The sequence below is a fragment of the Streptomyces sp. NPDC046261 genome, from assembly GCF_040646235.1.
Taxonomy (GTDB): domain Bacteria; phylum Actinomycetota; class Actinomycetes; order Streptomycetales; family Streptomycetaceae; genus Streptomyces.
This window is the reverse complement of sequence record NZ_JBEYZU010000002.1, coordinates 51,331-71,581: the sequence shown is the minus strand read 5'-3', so window position 1 is coordinate 71,581 and position 20,251 is coordinate 51,331. Positions and strand designations below refer to the sequence as shown.

19 protein-coding genes are annotated in these 20,251 nt (G+C 70.7%); 11 read left to right on the top strand and 8 right to left on the bottom strand.

Annotated features, from left to right (window positions below; all coding sequences use genetic code 11):
* The first annotated feature begins 25 nt into the window (after positions 1–25).
* A complete protein-coding gene (locus tag ABZ956_RS04590; protein ID WP_361886883.1) occupies positions 26–1,831 on the top strand; it encodes an NHL domain-containing thioredoxin family protein in 1,806 nt (601 codons plus the stop codon).
* 30 nt (positions 1,832–1,861) lie between these two features.
* On the opposite strand, the gene ABZ956_RS04585 is transcribed toward ABZ956_RS04590, so the two are convergent.
* From ABZ956_RS04585 to ABZ956_RS04570, 4 genes are all read right to left on the bottom strand, one after another.
* The gene (locus ABZ956_RS04585) at positions 1,862–2,086 is read right to left on the bottom strand and encodes a DUF6458 family protein (RefSeq protein ID WP_361886881.1); all 225 of its coding nucleotides are present in this window, start codon (positions 2,084–2,086) and stop codon (positions 1,862–1,864) included.
* 92 nt (positions 2,087–2,178) lie between these two features.
* Positions 2,179–2,814 (bottom strand): DUF4232 domain-containing protein, encoded by a 636-nt coding sequence (locus tag ABZ956_RS04580; protein WP_361886878.1) that lies wholly within the window; start codon positions 2,812–2,814, stop codon positions 2,179–2,181.
* Between the two features lie 53 nt (positions 2,815–2,867).
* Entirely contained in the window at positions 2,868–4,166 is a 1,299-nt protein-coding gene (locus ABZ956_RS04575) for a M18 family aminopeptidase (RefSeq protein ID WP_361886875.1), read from the bottom strand.
* A gap of 86 nt (positions 4,167–4,252) precedes the next feature.
* Positions 4,253–6,079 (bottom strand): acyl-CoA dehydrogenase, encoded by a 1,827-nt coding sequence (locus ABZ956_RS04570; protein WP_361886872.1) that lies wholly within the window; start codon positions 6,077–6,079, stop codon positions 4,253–4,255.
* 130 nt (positions 6,080–6,209) lie between these two features.
* On the opposite strand from ABZ956_RS04570, the gene ABZ956_RS04565 reads away from it, so the two are divergent.
* Positions 6,210–6,662, top strand: coding sequence for an SseB family protein (locus ABZ956_RS04565; protein ID WP_361886869.1), 453 nt, complete (start codon positions 6,210–6,212; stop codon positions 6,660–6,662).
* Positions 6,663–6,676: 14 nt separating this feature from the next.
* On the opposite strand, the gene ABZ956_RS04560 is transcribed toward ABZ956_RS04565, so the two are convergent.
* Positions 6,677–7,582 (bottom strand): trypsin-like peptidase domain-containing protein, encoded by a 906-nt coding sequence (locus tag ABZ956_RS04560; RefSeq protein ID WP_361886867.1) that lies wholly within the window; start codon positions 7,580–7,582, stop codon positions 6,677–6,679.
* Positions 7,583–7,700: 118 nt separating this feature from the next.
* On the opposite strand from ABZ956_RS04560, the gene ABZ956_RS04555 reads away from it, so the two are divergent.
* A complete protein-coding gene (locus tag ABZ956_RS04555) occupies positions 7,701–8,654 on the top strand; it encodes a pirin family protein (RefSeq protein WP_361886864.1) in 954 nt (317 codons plus the stop codon).
* 18 nt (positions 8,655–8,672) lie between these two features.
* Here ABZ956_RS04555 and ABZ956_RS04550 read toward each other — a convergent pair whose 3' ends face one another.
* A complete protein-coding gene (locus ABZ956_RS04550) occupies positions 8,673–10,799 on the bottom strand; it encodes a SpoIIE family protein phosphatase (protein ID WP_361886861.1) in 2,127 nt (708 codons plus the stop codon).
* Positions 10,800–10,969: 170 nt separating this feature from the next.
* Between ABZ956_RS04550 and aspS the strand changes: the two genes are divergently transcribed.
* A complete protein-coding gene (gene aspS, locus ABZ956_RS04545) occupies positions 10,970–12,757 on the top strand; it encodes an aspartate--tRNA ligase (protein WP_361888005.1) in 1,788 nt (595 codons plus the stop codon).
* 66 nt (positions 12,758–12,823) lie between these two features.
* Here aspS and ABZ956_RS04540 read toward each other — a convergent pair whose 3' ends face one another.
* Complete coding sequence (locus ABZ956_RS04540) at positions 12,824–13,201, bottom strand: DNA-binding response regulator (RefSeq protein WP_361886858.1); 378 nt, start codon at positions 13,199–13,201, stop codon at positions 12,824–12,826.
* A gap of 143 nt (positions 13,202–13,344) precedes the next feature.
* Positions 13,345–15,066, bottom strand: coding sequence for a methionine--tRNA ligase (metG, locus tag ABZ956_RS04535; RefSeq protein WP_361886855.1), 1,722 nt, complete (start codon positions 15,064–15,066; stop codon positions 13,345–13,347).
* A 221-nt stretch (positions 15,067–15,287) separates the two neighbouring features.
* Here metG and ABZ956_RS04530 point away from each other — a divergent pair, with 221 nt between their 5' ends.
* From ABZ956_RS04530 to ABZ956_RS04500, 7 genes are all read left to right on the top strand, one after another.
* Positions 15,288–16,103: a helix-turn-helix transcriptional regulator gene (locus ABZ956_RS04530; protein WP_361886852.1), complete on the top strand. Its 816-nt coding sequence runs from the start codon at positions 15,288–15,290 to the stop codon at positions 16,101–16,103.
* A complete protein-coding gene (locus tag ABZ956_RS04525) occupies positions 16,100–16,402 on the top strand; it encodes a DUF397 domain-containing protein (RefSeq protein ID WP_361886849.1) in 303 nt (100 codons plus the stop codon). Before ABZ956_RS04530 ends, ABZ956_RS04525 begins: the two co-directional genes overlap by 4 nt.
* A gap of 122 nt (positions 16,403–16,524) precedes the next feature.
* Entirely contained in the window at positions 16,525–17,025 is a 501-nt protein-coding gene (locus tag ABZ956_RS04520; protein WP_361886846.1) for a DUF1203 domain-containing protein, read from the top strand.
* Positions 17,026–17,112: 87 nt separating this feature from the next.
* Entirely contained in the window at positions 17,113–17,568 is a 456-nt protein-coding gene (locus ABZ956_RS04515; RefSeq protein WP_361886843.1) for an RICIN domain-containing protein, read from the top strand.
* Positions 17,569–17,913: 345 nt separating this feature from the next.
* Entirely contained in the window at positions 17,914–18,450 is a 537-nt protein-coding gene (locus ABZ956_RS04510; RefSeq protein ID WP_361886840.1) for a ricin-type beta-trefoil lectin domain protein, read from the top strand.
* 264 nt (positions 18,451–18,714) lie between these two features.
* Complete coding sequence (locus ABZ956_RS04505; protein ID WP_361886837.1) at positions 18,715–19,608, top strand: hypothetical protein; 894 nt, start codon at positions 18,715–18,717, stop codon at positions 19,606–19,608.
* A gap of 59 nt (positions 19,609–19,667) precedes the next feature.
* The gene (locus tag ABZ956_RS04500) at positions 19,668–20,246 is read left to right on the top strand and encodes a Uma2 family endonuclease (RefSeq protein ID WP_361886834.1); all 579 of its coding nucleotides are present in this window, start codon (positions 19,668–19,670) and stop codon (positions 20,244–20,246) included.
* The last annotated feature ends 5 nt before the right edge of the window (positions 20,247–20,251 follow it).

Below are 20,251 nucleotides of genomic sequence, written 5' to 3'. Positions count from 1 at the left end.
AGCGTGCGTGTTGTTGGATGGGGGCATGGCCCCTCGAGCACGTGTCCGCGCCCCCGAACTCATCGGCACCGGCGGCTGGCTGAACACCGGCGACAACGACCTCACCCTCGCTGACCTGCGAGGACGCATCGTCATCCTGGACTTCTGGACGTTCTGCTGTGTGAACTGCCTGCACGTCCTGGACGAGCTGCGCGAGCTCGAGGAGAAGCACCGCGACACCCTGGTGATCATCGGCGTGCACTCGCCGAAGTTCGTCCACGAGGCGGACCACCAGGCCGTCGTCGACGCCGTCGAGCGCTACGGCGTCCACCACCCCGTCCTCGACGACCCCGACCTCGCGACCTGGAAGCAGTACGCCGTCCGCGCCTGGCCCACGCTCGTCGTCATCGACCCCGAGGGCTACATCGTCGCCCAGCACGCCGGCGAGGGCCACGCCCACGCCCTGGCGACGCTCGTCGCCGAGCTCGAGGCCGAGCACGGGCCCAAGGGCACCCTGCGGCGCGGCGACGGGCCCTACGTCGCCCCCGAGCCCGTCGCCACCGACCTGCGCTTCCCCGGCAAGGCGCTGCGGCTGCCCTCCGGCAACCTCCTCGTCACCGACACCACCCGGCACCAGCTGGTCGAGCTGGAGGCCGACGGGGAGAGCGTCGTGCGCCGCGTGGGCAGCGGTGAGCGCGGCTTCACCGACACTCCCGCGAGCTTCAACGAGCCGCAGGGCCTCACCCTGCTGCCCGACGGCACGGTCGTCGTCGCCGACACCGTCAACCACGCCCTGCGCGTCTACGACCCGGCCACGGGCGCGGTCACGACCGTCGCCGGCACCGGCCGGCAGTGGATGCAGGGCTCGCCCACCTCCGGCCCGGCTTTCGACGTGGCGCTCTCCTCGCCCTGGGACGTGGCCTGGTTCGCGGACCGCGTGTGGATCGCCATGGCGGGCGTCCACCAGCTGTGGACGTACGACCCGGCGACCCGGACGGTCGAGGCGGCGGCCGGCACCACCAACGAGGGCCTGGTGGACGGGCCCGCGGCCGAGGCGTGGTTCGCCCAGCCGTCCGGCCTGGCCGCGACGGAGGACCGGCTGTGGCTGGCCGACGCCGAGACCTCGGCGCTGCGCTGGGTCGAGCGCGACGGCGACGTGTTCGCCGTCCGTACGGCCGTGGGCACCGGGCTCTTCGACTTCGGGCACCGCGACGGCGACGCCGCCCAGGCGCTGCTGCAGCACCCGCTCGGCGTCACCGTCCTGCCCGACGGCTCGGTGGCCGTCTGCGACACCTACAACCACGCGCTGCGCCGCTACGACCCGGCGACGGGCGAGGTGACCACGCTCGCCACCGACCTGCGCGAACCCTCGGACGCCGTCCTCGTGGACGACGACATCGTCGTGGTCGAGTCCGCCCGGCACCGGCTGACGCGGCTGCGGCTGCCGGAGGAGGCGGTACGGGTGGAGTCCGTGGCGCACCGCACGCGGCGCGAGGCGACGGACGTCGCGCCCGGGACGCTGCTGCTGGACGTGGTCTTCCAGGCCCCGGCCGGGCAGAAGCTGGACACCCGCTACGGTCCCTCCACGCGGCTGATCGTCAGCTCCACGCCGCCCGGCCTGCTCGCCCAGGGTGCGGGCCAGGGGACGGATCTGCGCCGGGAGCTGGTGCTGGCGGACGGGGAGAGCGAGGGTGTGCTGCACGTCTCCGCGATGGCCGCCTCCTGCGACGACGACCCGGCCAACGAGTACCCGGCCTGCCATGTGCACCAGCAGGACTGGGGTGTTCCGGTGCGGGTGGTGGCCGGCGGCGCCGGCCGGCTGCCGCTGGTGCTGGCGGGCTTCGACGGCTGAGCCGCCGGGCCGCGCGGGCCCGGCGGCCGCTCAGCGCACGTACCGGTGTTCCTCCTCGACGACGGGGGCCGCCGGGGGCGGCGGCTGCACCCTGCGCCGCTTGAAGATGCTCACGTAGGCGCACAGGCCGAGGATCCCGGCCGCCATCAGAATGAGGCCCACGAGGGTGAGGTTCATCCCCTGCACGTGCCAGTCGACCGCGAACGTGAGGATGCCTCCCGCCGCGATCAGAGCGATGCACCATCCCATGCCCATGGGGAAACGCCTCCCAAGGTGATCGGCCGTGCCGGGGGCCGTGGGCCCGCCGGCTGGGCATGGAGGCGGGTACCCCGGCCGGGGCCCGCGAATCACATGGCGGGCCTGGCGGTGTCGCCGCGGGGGACCACCCACTCCTGGGCGGTGGCCTCGTCGTACATCCAGTACGTCGTGCGGACCGTGTCGTCGACGTGCAGCTTGCCGTCCGGCAGGGCCGGCCGGGCGGGGGCGCCCGGGAGGGGATCGGGCTTGAGGCGGTCGGGGCCCTGGAAGGTGACCGAGAGCCGGGTGACGTCGCGGCCCTTGCCGCCGGCGGAGGTCAGGACCGCGGCGTAGGCGGACTTGCCGGGGCGGATCCCGATCCGGTCCTGGGGCGCGCTCTCCTCGACGGGGGCGACCGTGGCCTGGTCCTGGTCGAAGCGCAGGTACGGGAAGCCGTCGACGAGGCAGAGCTTGTCGGAGGTGTTGGTCGCCACCAGCAGGGTGTGCGGGGCAGGGGACTTCGCCGTCCTGACCTCGACCTTGAGGGCGCCGTCGCAGGGGTTCTCGGGCGAGGGGACGGCGGGCTCCGCGGCGGCGGACGCCGGTGCGCCGGAGGCCGGCGCGGCCTTGTCCGCCTTCTCGCCCTTGTCGGCGGCGGTGCCCTCACCGCCGCTGTCGCAGGCGGTGAGGGTCAGGGCGGCCACGGCGGCGAGCGCGGCGGCGATCCGCAGGTTACGGCTGGTCATGCTGGTTCCCCCGGTGGGACGTTCGCGTGGTGATGCGTCTCGGGGGGTGTATATCAGCCTTCCAGGAAGGCGGTCAGCGCGGAGGCCAGCAGGTAGGGGTCCTCGGCACCGCACAGCTCGCGCGCGGAGTGCATCGACAGGATCGCCACGCCGATGTCGACCGTGGTGATGCCGTGCCGGGCGGCGGTGATGGGGCCGATGGTGGTGCCGCAGGCCACCGCGTTGTTGGAGACGAAGTGCTGCATCGGCACGCCCGCCCGCTCGCAGGCGGCGGCGAACACGGCCCGCCCGCCGCCGTCGGTGGCGTAGCGCTGGTTGACGTTGACCTTGAGGATCGGGCCGCCGTTGGGCATCGGGTGGTGGCCGGGGTCGTGCCGCTCGGGGTAGTTGGGGTGCACGGCGTGACCGGTGTCGGAGGACAGGCAGACGGTGGCGGCGAAGGCGCGGGCGCGGTCCTCGTACGTACCGCCGCGGGCGAAGACGGAGCGCTCCAGGACGTTGCCGAGGAGGGGGCCCTCGGCGCCGGTGTCGGACTGGCTGCCGTTCTCCTCGTGGTCGAAGGCGGCCAGCACCGGGATGGCGGTGAGGTCGGTGGGGGAGGTGGACGCGGCGGCGGTGAGGGCGGCGAGACCGGCGTGCACGGACAGCAGGTTGTCCATGCGCGGGCCGGCCAGCAGCTCGCGGTCGCGCCCGAGGTAGGCGGGCGCCTCGACGCTGTGGACCATCAGGTCCCAGCCGCTGATCTCCCCGGCGTCCAGCCCGGCCTCCTGGGCGACGAAGCGGATCAGGTCGCCCTCGGCCACCTCGCCCAGGCCCCAGATGGGCGTCATGTGGCGCTGCTTGTCGAGCTTGAGGCCGTCCTGGTTGACGCCGCGGTCGAGGTGGACGGCCAGCTGCGGCACGCGCAGCAGCGGCCGGTCGACGTTGACGAGGTGGTGGCTGCCGTCCCGCAGGGTGACCCGCCCGGACAGGCCCAGGTCGCGGTCGAGCCAGGTGTTGAGCAGGGTGCCGCCGTAGAGCTCCACGGCCACCTGCCGCCAGCCGTGCGCCCCGGTGTCCGGCAGCGGCTTGACGCGCAGGTTGGGCGAGTCGGTGTGCGCCCCGATGACGCGGAACGGAGTGGCGGGGCCCGCGCCTTCGGGCACGTACCAGGCGATGACGGCACCGCCGCGCAGCACGTACTTGCCGCCGGCCTGCCCGTCCCAGGCGTCGGTCTCCGCGACCTGGCGGAAGCCGGCCTTCTCCAGCCGCTCGGCGGAGTTCGCCACCGCGTGGTACGGCGAGGGGCTGGCCGCGAGGAAGGTCATCAGGTCGTCGGTGTGGCCGCGGTCGAAGCGGTGCGCAGAGCTCATGGCCTCAGGATAAGGATCGGGGCAAGAGCCGGGCGGCCTTTCGGCGCCCGGCTCTTGCCCCTGTCGAACGGTGTGCTCGGGTCCGCTTAGAACGCGGCCTCGTCGAGCTCCATCAGGGAGTTGTCGACGGCCTCGGCGAGCGAGCGCTCGACGGAGACGCGCGGCAGGACGTCGGTCGTGAAGAACTTCGCCGCCGCGATCTTGCCGGTGTAGAACGCCTTGTCCTTGGGGGAGGCGTCGGCGAGCTTCTCGGCGGCCACGGCCGCGCCCTTGAGCAGCAGGTAGGCGACGACGACGTCACCGGAGGCCAGCAGCAGGCGGGTGGTGTTCAGGCCGACCTTGTAGATGTTCTTGACGTCCTCGCCGGTGGCGGTGAGATCGGTGATCATCTTGCCGACGATCGCCTCCAGGTCCACCGCGGCCTGGGCGAGAGCGCCGCGGGCGCCGGCCAGGTCCTCGCCGCCGGCCTCGGTGGCCAGGAACTTCTTGATCTCCTCGGAGAGGGTGTTCAGGGCCTGGCCCTGGTCGCGGACGATCTTCCGGAAGAAGAAGTCCTGGCCCTGGATCGCCGTGGTGCCCTCGTAGAGGGTGTCGATCTTCGCGTCGCGGATGTACTGCTCGATCGGGTATTCCTGCAGGTACCCGGAGCCGCCGAAGGTCTGGAGCGACTGGGCGAGCTGCTCGTAGGACTTCTCGGAGCCGTAGCCCTTGACGATCGGCAGGAGCAGGTCGTTGAGGCCGTGCAGCGCCTTGGAGTCCTCGCCCGCGGCCTCCTTGACCATGATCTCGTCCTGGATGGAGGCGGTGTAGAGCACCAGGGCGCGCATGCCCTCCGCGTACGCCTTCTGCGTCATCAGCGAGCGGCGCACGTCGGGGTGGTGGGTGATGGTGACCTTGGGCGCGGTCTTGTCCATGAAGTTGGCCAGGTCCGGGCCCTGCACGCGCTCCTTGGCGTACTCCAGCGCGTTGAGGTAGCCGGTGGAGAGGGTGGCGATCGCCTTCGTGCCGACCATCATGCGGGCGAACTCGATGATCATGAACATCTGGCGGATGCCGTCGTGCTTCTCGCCGATGAGCCAGCCCTTGGCGGGGTGCTTGTCGCCGAAGGTCATCTCGCACGTGTTGGAGGCCTTCAGGCCCATCTTGTGCTCGACGTTGGTGGCGTAGACGCCGTTGCGCTCGCCCAGCTCGCCGGTCTCGAAGTCGAACTCGTACTTCGGCACGAGGAAGAGGGACAGGCCCTTGGTGCCCGGGCCGGCGCCCTCGGGGCGGGCGAGGACGTAGTGGAGGATGTTCTCCGCCATGTCGTGCTCACCCGAGGTGATGAAGCGCTTCACGCCCTCGATGTGCCAGGAGCCGTCCTCCTGCTTGACGGCCTTCGTGCGGCCGGCGCCCACGTCCGAGCCGGCGTCCGGCTCGGTGAGCACCATGGTGGAGCCCCACTGCTTCTCCACCGCGATCTTCGCGATGTGCTTCTGCTGCTCGGTGCCCTCGTCGAAGAGGATGCCGGCGAAGGCCGGGCCCGAGGAGTACATCCAGATGGCCGGGTTGGAACCCAGGATGGACTCGGCGTAGGCCCAGATCAGCGAGCGCGGGGCGGTGGTGCCGCCGATCTCCTCCGGGATGCCCAGGCGCCACCACTCGGCGTCCATGTACGCCTGGTAGCTCTTCTTGAAGGTGTCCGGAACCGGGGCGGTGTTGGTCTCGGGGTCGAAGACCGGGGGGTTGCGGTCGGCGTCGGCGAAGGAGTCGGCCAGCTCGTTCTCCGAGAGGCGCGTGATCTCCGCCAGGATGTCCTTGGCGGTCTCGACGTCCATCTCCGCGAACGGACCGGAGCCGTACAGCTTGTCGCGGCCGAGAACCTCGAAGAGGTTGAACTCGATATCGCGGAGATTCGACTTGTAGTGGCCCATGACAGACGGCTCCGTAGGTGACGGGAGGGCGATCCTCTGTGCGTACCGGTCAGTAAGCTCCATGATGCTACCGGCCGGTAATAAGACGCAAGACCTGATCGCCCAACTGTGACTCGTTACTCTTCAGGGCATGTACGGCTACGACCAGAACGCGGCACAGCAGGGCTACGTCCCCCCGCAGCAGCAGGGCGGCTACGGCGAACAGCCGCTCTACCCCGAGCCGTCGCCCCCGTCCCTCGCGGACGCGGTCCGTGCGTTCACCACGGGCCAGATGTCCGCCGAGGACTTCCAGACGATCTTCTCCAACTCCAAGGTCTACTGCCCGCGCGGTGACAATCCCGGCTTCCTGGCCCTGCACAACACCCAGCAGCCGGTGATCCCGATGTTCACCTCGCTCAAGGAGCTGCGCCGGTACGCGGGCAAGGAGTCCAAGTACTTCGTGATCACGGGTGCCGAGGTCATAGACCTGCTGCCGACGGGCTACGGCTTCGTCCTGGACATGGAGGGCGACCACCGCATCGTCTTCGACGCGAAGTCGGTGGAGCAGATGGTCGACTTCGCCATGCGGCGGATGTACGGCTAGCCGGTGCCGGTGCCTCAGCGCGTCGTCGCGCGCCGGTAGAGCCGCTCGATCGCGTCCCCGAAGTACGGGCTGTACGAGGTCTCCTCGTCGCCGCCCTCGTCCTTGCCGCCCAGGACCCCCACGAGCGTGCCCAGGCCCGTGGCCGGGTCCACGTCCGTCAGGAACGGGCTGCCGCTCGTGCCGTTCGGCAGCCCCTCGCACGCGAAGCGCAGCTGGGTGCGGCTCTCGGACTCCGTGGCGTTCTCGCAGGCCACCGGCCGTTCTCCGGCGTTCGGGTAGCCCAGTACCCGGGCCGGCAGCGCCGCCGGGGAGCCGAAGCGGACGCGCTGCGCGCCGGTGACCCGCTCGAGCGGGGTGTTCCCGGTCGCGGGGCGGACCCGCAGGAACGCCACGTCGTGGTCCGGGTCCCGGTTCTCGGCCCATTCCGGGGCGACGTCGATCGAGGTCGGCACCCACACCCCGTACGGCGCCGTCCCGTCCTGGTAGCCGGGCACGAACGCCAGGTCCGTGCGGAAGCCGTCCATGTACACGCAGTGCGCGGCGGTGACGACCAGGTCCTGCCCGGGGCTGTGCACCACGCTCGCGGTGCAGCCGTGGGCCGGGGCGCCCTGGGCGGTGTAGAACAGCGGTCCCACGGCCGCCGAGGGGGCCGCCTCCGCCGCGACGGGCGGCCGCGAGGCACGCAGGGCCTCGGGGCGGCCGGCGCCGTCCGCCCGGCGCCCGGGGGCGGTCACGCTCCGCACGACCTCCGCCATGGCCTCCGCGGCGGCGTCGCCCACCTCCCGCGGCTCCTTGTAGTGCCCCGTCGCGTCGCCGTCCGCCAGCGGTGCGTCCGTGGCCAGGCCCCGGTTGGCCACGAGCAGGCCGGCGACGGCCAGGGCCAGCACGGACGCGAGGAGGGCGGCGTATTTCAGGCGCATTGATCAAGTGTCCACCCTGAGAGCGGAATGGTGTGTTCCGTGTCGGGGAATGGACTCGGCCTTGTGGGTTGTTCACTCTTCAACTAAATTGAACGCGGACAGACCGAGGAGGCTCACCATGCCCGCAGTGACCGTCGACAATCCGCTGACCCTGCCGCGCGTGGCCGCGCCCGCCGGTGGCACCCAGCGACCGGTGCTGCACGTCGGCACCGCTCCGGGCGGCTTCGAGGGCGAGGGCTTCCCGGTGCGCCGGGCCTTCGCGGGGATCGATTACACCCACCTCGACCCGTTCATCATGATGGATCAGATGGGTGAGGTGGAGTACGCGCCGGGCGAGCCGAAGGGCACCCCGTGGCACCCGCACCGCGGCTTCGAGACCGTCACCTACCTGATCGACGGAACGTTCGTCCACCGCGACTCCCACGGGGGCGGCGGCACCATCACCGACGGCGACACCCAGTGGATGACCGCGGGCTCCGGCCTGCTGCACATCGAGGCGCCGCCGGAGGCGCTCGTCGTCAGCGGCGGGCTCTTCCACGGCCTCCAGCTGTGGGTGAACCTGCCGAAGAAGGACAAGATGATGCCGCCGCGCTACCAGGACATCGGCGGCGGCAAGGTCACGCTGCTCACCTCGTCCGACGGCGGCGCGCTGCTGCGGCTGATCGCCGGCGACATCGACGGGCACCAGGGCCCGGGCATCACCCACACGCCCATCACGATGATGCACGTGTCCCTGAACCCCGGCGCCGAGCTCACCCTCCCCTGGCGCCCGGACTTCAACGCCCTGGCCTACGGGCTCGCCGGGCGCGGCACGGCGGGCGCCGGGCAGCGGCCGTTCCGCAGCGGGCAGACCGTGGTCTTCGGCGCCGGCGACGCGCTCACGCTCCGGGCGGACGCGACGCAGGAGTCCCGCAGCCCGAACTTCGAGGTCGTGCTGCTGGGCGGGCGGCCGATCCGGGAGCCGATGCGGCACTACGGGCCGTTCGTGATGAACACCCACGCCGAGCTGGCCCAGGCATTCGAGGACTTCCAGGCGGGCCGGCTGGGCACCGTTCCGGCCGATCACGCCTAGGCGCCGGGCGCCCGCGCGCTAGGTGATCGCCTCGAAGCCCGCGTCCGAGTCCGCCTCGTACAGCTCGAACCAGATGTTCTTGCCCTCGCCACGCGGGTCGACGCCCCACGCCCCGGCCAGGATCTCCATCAGGACCAGGCCGCGCCCGGAGGAGGCCATCTCCCCCGGGTGACGCCGGTGCGGCAGCTCGTCGCTGGCGTCGGCGACGTCGACGCGCACCCGGCGCCCGCCCGGGCGGCCCGATATCTCCGCGGTCAGCACCGCGTCGCCGTCGGTGTGGACCAGCACGTTGGTGACCATCTCGGAGACCATCAGCACCGCCGAGTCGGTCTGGTCCCCGTCGGGCCAGTCGTGCATGAGCTCGCGGATCTGCTGCCGGGCCTCCGCGATGCGCTCGGGCTCGGCCTGGGCGATGGTCAGGACCGTGCGCCGGGCCGGGCGGGCCGGGGCGGCGGGGGCGCCCAGCGCGGCGGGGGCGGGCGCCTCCCGGCGGAGCAGCAGCAGGGCGATGTCGTCCTCGCGGCGGTCGATGAGCGGACCGGTGGTGTAGTGCGACGGCGGGCCGTGCACGGCCTGGACGAGGGCGTCGGCCAGCGTCTCCAGGTTGCCGTCCTCGCGGTCGAGGGGGTGGTCCTCGATGATCTCCCGCAGCCGGGCCCAGCCGGTCTCCAGGTCGTGGCCGCCGGTCTCGATGAGGCCGTCGGTGCACACGAGCATCGTCTCGCCGGGTTCGAGGACGACACGGCTGGTGGGGTAGTCGGTGTCGGGGATGATCCCGAGCGGCAGCCCGCCGACCGTGGGCCGCACGAGCAGGGTGCCGTCGCTGAGCCGGATCGCGGGGTCGGGGTGGCCGGCGCGGGCGATGACCAGCAGCCCGCTGGCGGGGCAGACCTCGATGTACAGGCACGTGGCGAAGCGCTGGTCCGCGCCGCCGTCGCCCTCGCCGTTGATCCCGGCCAGGAAGCGGGAGGCCCGGGAGAGGACCGCGTCCGGGTGGTGGCCCTCGGACGCGTAGGCGCGCAGGGCGATCCGCAGCTGGCCCATGAGCCCGGCGGCCCGTACGTCGTGGCCCTGGACGTCGCCGATGACCAGGGCGATCTTCCCCGAGGGCAGCGGGATCATGTCGTACCAGTCGCCGCCGACCTCCAGGCCGCCGCCGGTGGGCACGTAGCGGGCCGCGACCGACATGCCGGGGATGTCGGGCTGGACGGTGGGCATCATCGTGCGCTGCAGGCCGACCGACAGCTCCTTCTCCGACTCCGTGACGCTGGCGCGGCCCAGGGCCTGGGCGAGCATCCGGGCGACGGTGGTGAGCACCGAGCGCTCGTCGGGGGTGAAGGTGACCGGGGCGCTGAAGCCGGCCATCCAGGCGCCGATGGTGCGGCCGGCGTTGATCAGCGGCAGGAACGCCCAGGACGTGCGGCCGAAGTGGGCGACCTTCCGGTAGGCGTCGGGGAAGCGGCGCCGGTAGTCCTCGGGCGCGGGGAGATAGATCGCCCGGCCTGTGCGGATGACCTCGGCGGCCGGGTAGGCGGCGTCCAGCGGCTGGTCGAGGAAGGGTTCGGCCTCGCCGGGGCCGTAGCCGTGGTGGCCGATGACCTTCACCCGGCCGGCTTCCCCGACGAAGACGGCCAGCCCCGAGGGCTCGAAGCCCGGCATCGACAGCCGGGCCGCCACCCGGAGCACCTCGACCGTGGAGTGCGCCTCGGCCAGCGCGCGGCCGGCGTCCAGCAGGAACGCCTCGCGGTTGCGGTGCCAGTCGGCCACGACGGGCAGCCGGACGGTGGAGGTGCCCTCCAGCGCCTCGGGGACCTCTTCGACGGTGCCGAGCATGAGGTGGTCGAAGCCGCCCCGCGTCGGCCGGGTGCGCAGCCGTACGGTCCGTAGCGTCCTGCCCGCGTCGTCGACCACGCGCATGCGGAGCTCGCCGAGCGTGCCCTCGGCGGCGGAGAGGGCGAGGACGCCCCGGAATTCCAGCCAGTCGACCGCGTGGAAGCGGGCGCGGACGGCGCTCTCGGTCAGCTCCACGTGGTCGCTCAGGCCCAGCAGCCGCCTGGCCTCGGCGTCGAGGGTGACGGCTCCGGCGGCGTTGTCCCAGGTCCACAGGCCGGTGGCCAGGGCAGCCAGAACGTCCTCGGTGCGCATTGTCCCACTTTATGCAGGTGTGCCAGGTGTGTGCAGCGGAGACCACCGATGCCGGGTGGGGCGATACCCTTGCCTGGTGCTGTACGCACACTGACCGCACGCTAACCCAGGCCGACGGTCTTCTGCAGCGCGACCCCGATCAACGGCCACGACCACGACTTGGATGAATGATGCATCGGTACCGGTCCCACAACTGCGGCGAGCTCCGTGCGGCTGACGTCGACACCGACGTGCGACTGAGTGGCTGGCTGCACAATCGGCGTGACCTGGGCGGCATCCTCTTCATCGACCTGCGCGACCACCACGGTCTGGTCCAGCTCGTGGCCCGCCCCGGCACCCAGGCCAACGAGGCGCTCAGCCACCTGACCAAGGAGACCGTCGTCCGCGTCGACGGCAAGGTCATGAGCCGCGGCGCCGAGAACGTCAACCCCGAGCTGCCCACCGGCGAGATCGAGGTCGAGGTCACCGAGGTGGAGGTGCTGGGCGCCGCCGAGCAGATCCCCTTCACGATCAACGCCGATGACGGGGTGAACGAGGAGCGCCGCCTGGAGTACCGCTTCCTCGACCTGCGCCGCGAGCGCATGCACCGCAACATCATGCTGCGCTCGGCCGTCATCTCCTCCATCCGCGAGAAGATGACCGGCCTCGGCTTCAACGAGCTGGCCACCCCGATCCTGTCCGCGACCTCCCCCGAGGGCGCGCGCGACTTCCTGGTGCCCTCGCGGCTGCACGCCGGCAAGTTCTACGCACTGCCGCAGGCCCCGCAGCAGTTCAAGCAGCTGCTGATGATCGCGGGCTTCGACCGCTACTTCCAGATCGCCCCGTGCTTCCGCGACGAGGACGCCCGCGCCGACCGCTCGCCGGGCGAGTTCTACCAGCTCGACATGGAGATGTCCTTCGTCGAGCAGGAGGACGTCTTCCAGGTCATCGAGAAGGTCATGACCGACCTCTTCGAGGAGTTCGGCAACGGCCGCCACGTCACCTCGCCGTTCCCGCGCATCCCCTTCCGCGAGGCGATGCTCAAGTACGGCTCCGACAAGCCGGACCTGCGCGCCAAGCTGGAGCTCGTGGACGTCACCGACGTCTTCGAGGGCTCGGAGTTCAAGGCGTTCGCCGGCAAGCACGTCCGGGCGCTGGCGGTGCCGGCCCTGCAGGACCAGACGCGCAAGTTCTTCGACGGCCTCGGCGACTACGCGGTCGAGCAGGGCGCGAAGGGCCTGGCCTGGGTCCGCGTGGGCGAGGGCAACGCGCTGACCGGCCCGATCGCCAAGTTCCTCACGGAGGAGAACGTCAAGGCCCTCGCCGAGCGTCTGGGTCTCGAGCCCGGCCACGCCGTGTTCTTCGGCGCCGGTGAGTTCGACGAGGTCTCCAAGATCATGGGCGCGGTCCGCGTCGAGGCCGCCAAGCGTGCCGGCCAGTTCGAGGAGAACGTCTTCCGCTTCTGCTGGATCGTCGACTTCCCGATGTTCGAGAAGGACGAGGAGACCGGCAAGATCGAGTTCTCGCACAACCCCTTCTCCATGCCCCAGGGCGGCCTCGAGGCCCTGGAGACGATGGACCCGCTGGACATCCTGGCCTGGCAGTACGACATCGTCTGCAACGGCACGGAGCTGTCCTCCGGCGCCATCCGTAACCACGAGCCCGAGGTCATGTACAAGGCCTTCGAGATCGCCGGTTACTCGAAGGAAGAGGTCGAGAAGGAGTTCGGCGGCATGCTGCGCGCCTTCAAGTTCGGCGCCCCGCCGCACGGCGGCATCGCCCCGGGCGTCGACCGCATCGTGATGCTGCTGGCCGACGAGCCGAACATCCGCGAGACCATCGCGTTCCCGCTCAACGGCAACGCGCAGGACCTGCTGATGGGCGCGCCGAGCGAGGTCGACGACGCGCGGCTGAAGGAGCTCCACCTGAGCATCTACAAGGGCCCGGCCAAGCCGACGCCGTACAAGCCGACGAAGTAGTCGAAGCAGACGCGTGACGAAGGGGCCCGGCGCTAGCGCCGGGCCCCTTCGCGTCGCGCCGCCGGCTCATATCAGGGCCGCGCCTATGGGCACTCTCGGGCAGCAGCCGGCCGCGTTGTGCACGGCCCGCTGCAGGCGCCCCGGAGTGAGCCGGTGGCGGTACAGCACCGACCGGACGCCGTACTCCGCGATGGCCATCAGCTCGGTCTCGCCGAGCTCGTCGGCCACGACGACGAGCGGTGCCCGGCCGGCGCGGGCCATGCGCCGCAGCTTCCCCGCGGCGTCGGCGTCGTGCCGCCCCATGACCAGGACGTCGACGGTGGCGCCCGCGCCGTTGCGGGAGGCGACATGGATGCCGGGCAGCACGCGGAGCTGCCGGACGAGCCGGTGACGGCCCAGCTCGTCGTCGGCATGGACGCTTACGGTGATGCGTTTTTCGAACACGGCTCTTCCTCGTCTCCCCCGCGTACCCGACGCCTACAGCGTGCCGGGGCGGGCTCAACGAACGATTACCGAACGATCAACGCAAGGGCGAAGGGCCCGGAACCATGAGGTTCCGGGCCCTTCGCACGGGGTCGTACGGGCCTTTAGCCGGCCGTCTCCTCGCCACCGCCGAAGCGCTCGCGGTACGCGGCCAGGTCGTCCTCGGTGATCTTCGCGAAGAGCACCGGCGGCACGGTGAACGGGGTGCCCGCCGGGATGAACGACAGGGACTTGGCCTCGTCCTGGGTGACCCAGGTGGCGCTGTCGTCAGCGAGCTGGAAAGCCGATCGCATGGCCGCCGCCGAGGCCGGGATGAACGGCTCGGAGACGATCGCGTAGAGGTGGATGAGGTTCATGGCCGTGCGCAGGGTCAGCGCCGCGCCCTCGGGGTCGGTCTTGATCTCCAGCCAGGGGGCCTTGGCCTCCAGGTAGGAGTTGCCCGCGCTCCACAGGGCGCGCAGCGCCTGCGCCGCCTTGCGGAACTGCATCTCCTCCATGTGCCGCTCGTACTCGGCGAGCAGGTCCGCGACCTGGCGGCCCAGCTCCGACTCGGCCGCGCCCGCCTCGTTGCCGGCCGGGACGTCGTCGCCGAAGCGCTTGCGGGAGAAGGACAGGACGCGGTTGACGAAGTTGCCCAGGACGTCGGCGAGGTCCTTGTTGACCGTGGAGGAGAACAGCTCCCAGGTGAACGACGTGTCGTCCGACTCGGGGGCGTTGGCCATCATGAAGTAGCGCCAGTAGTCGGCGGGCAGCAGCTCCAGGGCGTCGTGCGTGAAGACGCCGCGCTTCTGGGACGTGGAGAACTTGCCGCCGTAGTAGTTGAGCCAGTTGAAGGCCTTGACGTAGTCGACCTTCTTCCACGGCTCGCGCGTGCCGAGCTGCGTGGCCGGGAACATCACCGTGTGGAAGGGGACGTTGTCCTTGCCCATGAACTGGGTGTAGCGCACGTCGTCGGCCTCGTACCACCACGACTTCCAGTCGCGGTTCTCCGGGTCCTGGTCCGCCCACTCCTTGGTGGCGCCGATGTACTCGATCGGCGCGTCGAACCACACGTAGAAGACCTTGCCCTCGGCCGCCAGCTCCGGCCACGTGTCGGCCGGGACCGGGACGCCCCAGTCCAGGTCACGCGTGATGGCACGGTCGTTCAGGCCCTCGGTCAGCCACTTGCGGGCGATGGAGGAGGCCAGCACCGGCCAGTCCTTGCCGTGCTCGTCGATCCACGCCTCGACCTCGCCCTGCAGCTTCGACTGCAGGAGGAAGAGGTGCTTGGTCTCGCGCACCTCCAGGTCGCTGCTGCCGCTGATGGCGGAACGGGCGTCGATCAGGTCCGTCGGGTCCAGGACACGGGTGCAGTTCTCGCACTGGTCGCCGCGCGCCTTGTCGTAGCCGCAGTGCGGGCACGTGCCGACGATGTACCGGTCGGGCAGGAAGCGGCCGTCGGCCAGCGAGTAGACCTGGCGGATCGCCCGCTCCTCGATGAACCCGTTCTTCTGCAGCTGACGCGCGAAGTGCTGGGTGATCTCGCGGTTCTCGGGCGAGGAGCTGCGGCCGAAGTAGTCGAAGGACAGCCCGAAGCCCTCGTAAATGGCCTTCTGCGCGTCGTGCTGCTGGGCGCAGAACGTGTCGACGGGCAGACCGCGCTCCTTGGCGCCGAGCTCGGCGGGCGTGCCGTGCTCGTCGGTCGCGCAGATGTAGAGCGTCTCGCGGCCGGTCTGCCGCAGGAAGCGGGCGTACACGTCCGCCGGAAGCATGGACCCCACCATGTTGCCCAGGTGCTTGATCCCGTTGATATACGGAAGGGCGCTGGTGATGAGGTGTCGAGCCATTGCGGCTGCTCCCTGGTCGGTGTGTGTTTGGGGTTTAGGTGCACCTTTAGCGTATCCGAGCGCCAGGGGGGTGCCGCGCGGTGTTTATGACGGCTGTGTCAAGCGTTCGCGCCCTTTGCGGGCCCGTCGGGCCCTAACCTGATCCGTTACCGAACGGCCACGCAGAGTGGTGTACGGACCTGTGGCCAAGGGGTACCCACTCGGTTAGGAGAGGGGAACCCATGCTCGAAAAGAGCGCTCACCTTCCGGTCAACCATCGCTACTTCGGAAGCCAGTTCCAACTGTGGCGGCACGAGGCGGGCGTCAGCCGCGAGGAGCTGGCGGAGGCCGTGCAGTACTCGGTGGAGCTGATCAAGTCGGTCGAGCAGGGGCGCAGGCGGGTGCCGCCGCGGGTGGCGGAGATCGCGGATGAGATGTTCGGGGCCAGGGGGAAGCTGAAGGCGGGCCTGTCCTATCTGACGAAGGAGTCGTTGCCCATGCGGGCGCACGACTTCATGCAGCGCGAGAGCGAGGCGGTGATGCACAGCTCGTACGAGACCGTCCTCATCCCGGGGCTGCTGCAGACAGAGCCGTACGCTCGGGCGTTGCTCGGCGGTACGTGGCCGCCGGTGGAGCAGGACGTGGTGAACGCACGACTTGCCACCCGGCTGAGCAGGCAGGCGCTCCTCACCCGCACGCCACTGATCCCCTTCACGTTCGTCGTGTACGAGGCCGCGCTGCGGAGCCCCGTGGCAGGCAACGAGGTGCAGAAGCAGCAACTGCTGCACCTTCTGACGGCCGGGCGGCAGTGCAACGTCACCCTGCAGGTTCTGCCCTACGACCGGGTCACGCCGTCCGCGCTGAGCGGTGCGCTGATGATTCTCGAGTCCGAGGACCACGAACGCTTGGGGTTCGTGATGGGCCAGCAGACGAGCCGCCTCGTCACCGAGCGGGCCGAAGTGAGCGCGCTGGACCAGCGCTTCGGCAGGATCTGCGCGCAGGCGTTGGACCCGGAGAACTCTGCACGTTTCATCGAGCGGATTGCGGATGAGCTATGAGCGGTGAACTGGTGTGGCGCAAGTCGAGCTACAGCGACGACGAGGGCGTCGCGTGCGTCGAGGTGGCTGTTTCCTGGCGGAAGTCCCGTCACAGCGACGGTGAAGGCGCTGCTTGCGTCGAGGTGGCCGCCTCCTGGCGCAAGTCCAGCCACAGTGATCCCCAAGGCAGCAACTGCCTGGAGGTGGCGACGGCCCCCCGGGCCGTCCACGTCCGGGACTCGAAGCGGCCCCACGGCCCCCGAATACGCTTCGGCACCGCCGCCTGGGCGGCGTTCCTGACCGGCACGGTCACGGCCTAGCTCGGGGTCCGGGGCGGAGCCCCGGTTTCGGGAAGGGGCGGGATTGGGGAAAGGCTCCCGCCCGAACCCCACGTCCGATACCCGCCAGCACCGCACCCGCACCCCGGCGAATGCTGGACGGCATGACGACGACCACGGTCACCCACCGCGCCCACCCCATCCCCCCGCCCGTCCTCCGGCAACTGCGCGAGCGCGACGACGCCGGCGTCAGGCGCCACCCCGTCACGGACGGGAACGGCGGCGCTCCCCTCCGCTGCTGCCTGCGCCACAGCAGGCCGGGCGAGCGGATCGTGCTCGTCTCGTACGCCCCGCTGCACCGCTGGGCGAAGGAGACGGGGGCGGACCCGGGTCCGTACGACGAGCGGGGTCCGGTCTTCATTCACGCCGAGGAGTGCGAGGGCCGGAGCCCGGGCTCCGGGTACCCGCAGGCGATGCACGGCGCCCGACGCGTACTGCGCGCGTACGACGCGCAGGGGCGCATCCTGGGCGGCACGCTCGTGGAGATACCGGCGGCAGAGGTGGACGCGGCGCTGAGCGAGGTGTTCGAGAACCCCGACGTGGCGCTGGTGCATGTGCGCGCGGTGGAGTTCGGCTGCTTCATGGTGGAGGTCCGGCGGGGCTGAGGGCGTGACCAAGTGATCGGCGATTCCTTTCCAAGTCGTGGCGTCGGCCGCATAATGCGCTGACGATCACCAGGGGAGGAGATGATCATGGGGATGCGTATCAAGTGGGGTGTCGGTGTGGCGGCGGGACTGGCCGCCGTCTTCGCCGGGGTCCAGCCGGCGTCGGCCGCCGAGGCGTCGCCGTACAGCTTCGTCAACGAGGCGACGGGCCGCTGCCTGGACGGCGGGTCGATGACCGCCACGCGTCCGTGCGACGGCGGTTCGGACCAGAAGTGGCTGGTCACGGTGAGCGGCGGGGACAACCCCGTCTACTCGCTGAAAAACGCCGCACACGGCCGCTGCCTTGAGATCCGCGCGGGGCGCGTGCTGTCGTCGACCCAGTGCATGCCGGCGGCCGACCAGCAGTGGAAGATGCTGCCGGGCCGGGCCACCCTGCTGAGGGACGTGGCCTCGGGCCACTGCGTCGAGGACACCGGGACGACGCTGCGCGTCGCCGGGTGCGGCGGCGGGCCGGCCCAGCGGTGGGTGAAGCAGGCCCGCTGACTTCCGGGGCTCTGCCCGAACGCCCCCGATGAAGGGGCGCACGGGCGGGGCCGCCGCCTATTCCGTGGGTGGGGAGTCGGAGTCGTAGCCCACGGTGTTGGTGGCCAACTCCTCCGGCGTGATCTCGGTTGCCCAACCCTCCGGGGGTTCCAGATAGGGGCTGCACGTCCCGCAGTTGGAACACGTCCACCGGCCGTGGATGCCTTGCACGACCGATCCACAACCACTGCATGTGTCAGTCGTGAAGTACGGCTTCCCGGGGAGGGCGGCATGCGAACGCCATGACTGCTCATCCATGTCACTCAGATTGCCACCCGGCGGCGCGGATCCGCACGATGTCGCGAAGTGGGCTTCCCCGACGGCTTCGTCAGCCGCATGATGCGCAGACGTCCACCGGAGGAGGAGACGCACGTGGGGGTACGCATCAAGGGCGGCGGCGTGGGCCTGGCGGCCGGTCTGGTCTGTGTTCTCGCCGGAGTCCAGCCGGCGTCGGCCGCCGAAGCCGAAGCCGACGCCGACACGTACAGCTTCGTCAACGAGGCCACGGGCCGCTGCCTCGACGCCCGGTCCCTGACCGGCACCCTGCCCTGTGACGGCGGGGACGCCCAGAAGTGGGTGGTGTCGACGGGCAGCGGGCCGAGCCCCGTCTCCATGCTGAGAAACGCCGCCGTGGGCGGCTGCCTTTCCGTGCGCGGCTGGCGTGGGTTGTCGATGGCGCCCTGCGACGGAGTGGTGTTCCAGCAATGGAAGCTGTCGTCGACGGGTTCCACGTCGCTGAAGAACATGGGAGTGGGGCTCTGCGTCGACGACGTCACGGGCACCTTGACCATGGATGCCTGCGGCGCCGGCAAGGCGGGCCAGCGGTGGGCGAAGCGATCGTGATTCCCACGTGATTCCCACCGGATTCGTGCTCTGAGCTCCGGGCCCCGGGGGTCGAGCCCTGTTTCTGATGAAGGGGTGGGTTGGTACAACCCACCCACCCTCCCCTGTGACGCCAAGTGCCGCGATACCACAGGGAGATGACTTTTCGTGATCGGGTTGCGACGGCGCGTCGCCAAGCCCTAGCGTGCGCAGCAACAAACAACCCCGGCAGGGTGCTAGCAACACCATGCCGGGGTCTCACCAACAAGATCTCCAGAGGATCCTGTGGCTTACGAAGACTCTAGCGCCGCCCCGCACGCGGCCGCATCCGTCATGGCCAACCCGGGCTACGGCAAGCGCCTCGCCCCCGGCCAAACGCCTCGCCGTAAAGGCGACTTCGCATACCTGCCCAGGCGCGAGGCAGCCATCGCCGCACTCATCGACGCCCTTCCCGAGGGTGCCGCGATGGACGCGAAGACCCTCGCCAAACTGAGCCCCGACTACGGCCAGGCCGCGTGCCGCACCGCGCTCAACCGGCTCCATACTGCCGGTCACCTGCGGCGTTTCCGCGAACGGGCGGCGGCCGAGGACGGCGGGATGCGGTGGGTGACCCACACGTACTTCTCGCGGACGGCGCGGGACGACGGGTGGTGGGAACGGTTCTGGGCGGGAGACGTCGTCGAGGAAGGGGCGGCGGCCCCGCCGCCGAAAGCGCCCGTCGCCTGTCCCGCACGTTCGCGGGCGTACGCCGCGCTGGCCGCGTTGACCCGCGCCGATGACCGACTGGCGCTGAGCGCGGCGGACTGCGCCGCGCTCGAAGGGCTGGCGGCGGAGTGGTTCGCGCGCGGTGCCGATGAATCGCAGCTGGTCAGGGCGCTGACGGCCGGGCTGCCGCCGCAGGTGCACGCCCCGGCGGCGCTGATGCGCATCCGGCTGGCCGAGAAGCTGCCGCCCGAGCGCGAGCCCGAACCGGAGGCCCGCCGGGTGCCCCTCCGCATCATGGAGTGCGCCGTGTGCGGCGTGCCGGGGCGACCGGAGGCCCTGCCCGGCGGCCTGTGCCGCGACTGCCGCGGCGAACCCCGTCCAGCCCTGTCGCCGTGCCTGCCGCCCGCCGATGTCCGCGCCCGCGTCGCCGAACTGCGGGCGGCTGCCCGCGTACCTGAAAGGAGCCGCACGTGACCCTGTTGCGCGACGCGCCTGCCGACGTCGGGGCACCATGTAGGGGAGGAGGCGACGCCATGACCCCCAACACCGCTGACCGCCCTCTGATCCTCGTCGAGGACTTCGAGGAGCTCGCACGTGTGGCCCCCGAGACCGTACGGCTGGAGCTCATCAGTGGAAAGATCGAGGTCAAGCCGGTGCCCGACGGCAATCACGGTCAGATTTTCATGTGGCTGCTCAAGCGGTGCATGCAGCAGCGCCCCGAGCTGTCACTCTTTCCGGAACAGGGGCTGAAGGTCGAGGCGTATCGCAAGGGGCGGGCACGCCCCGACGGGGCGCTTGCGCTTGACGAGTATTTCCTCGGCCAGGGCGAGTGGGCGAACCCCGACGGCGTGCTGATGACCGTCGAGATCACCTCGAACGACCCGGACACGGACCGGCGTGATCGTCATGAGAAGCGCGACGGGTATGCGGCTGCCGAGATCCCGGTCTACCTCCTCGTCGACAGGGAAGCGTGCAAGCTCGTCGTGTACAGCGAGCCGGACTGTGGCAAGTACTGCAAGCGCGTTTCATGGCGGTTCGGCGACGTCGTCGAGCTCCCCGCTCCCGTCGGCATCACGCTCAGAACCGAGAAGCTGAAGGACTACGCCGACTAGCCGAC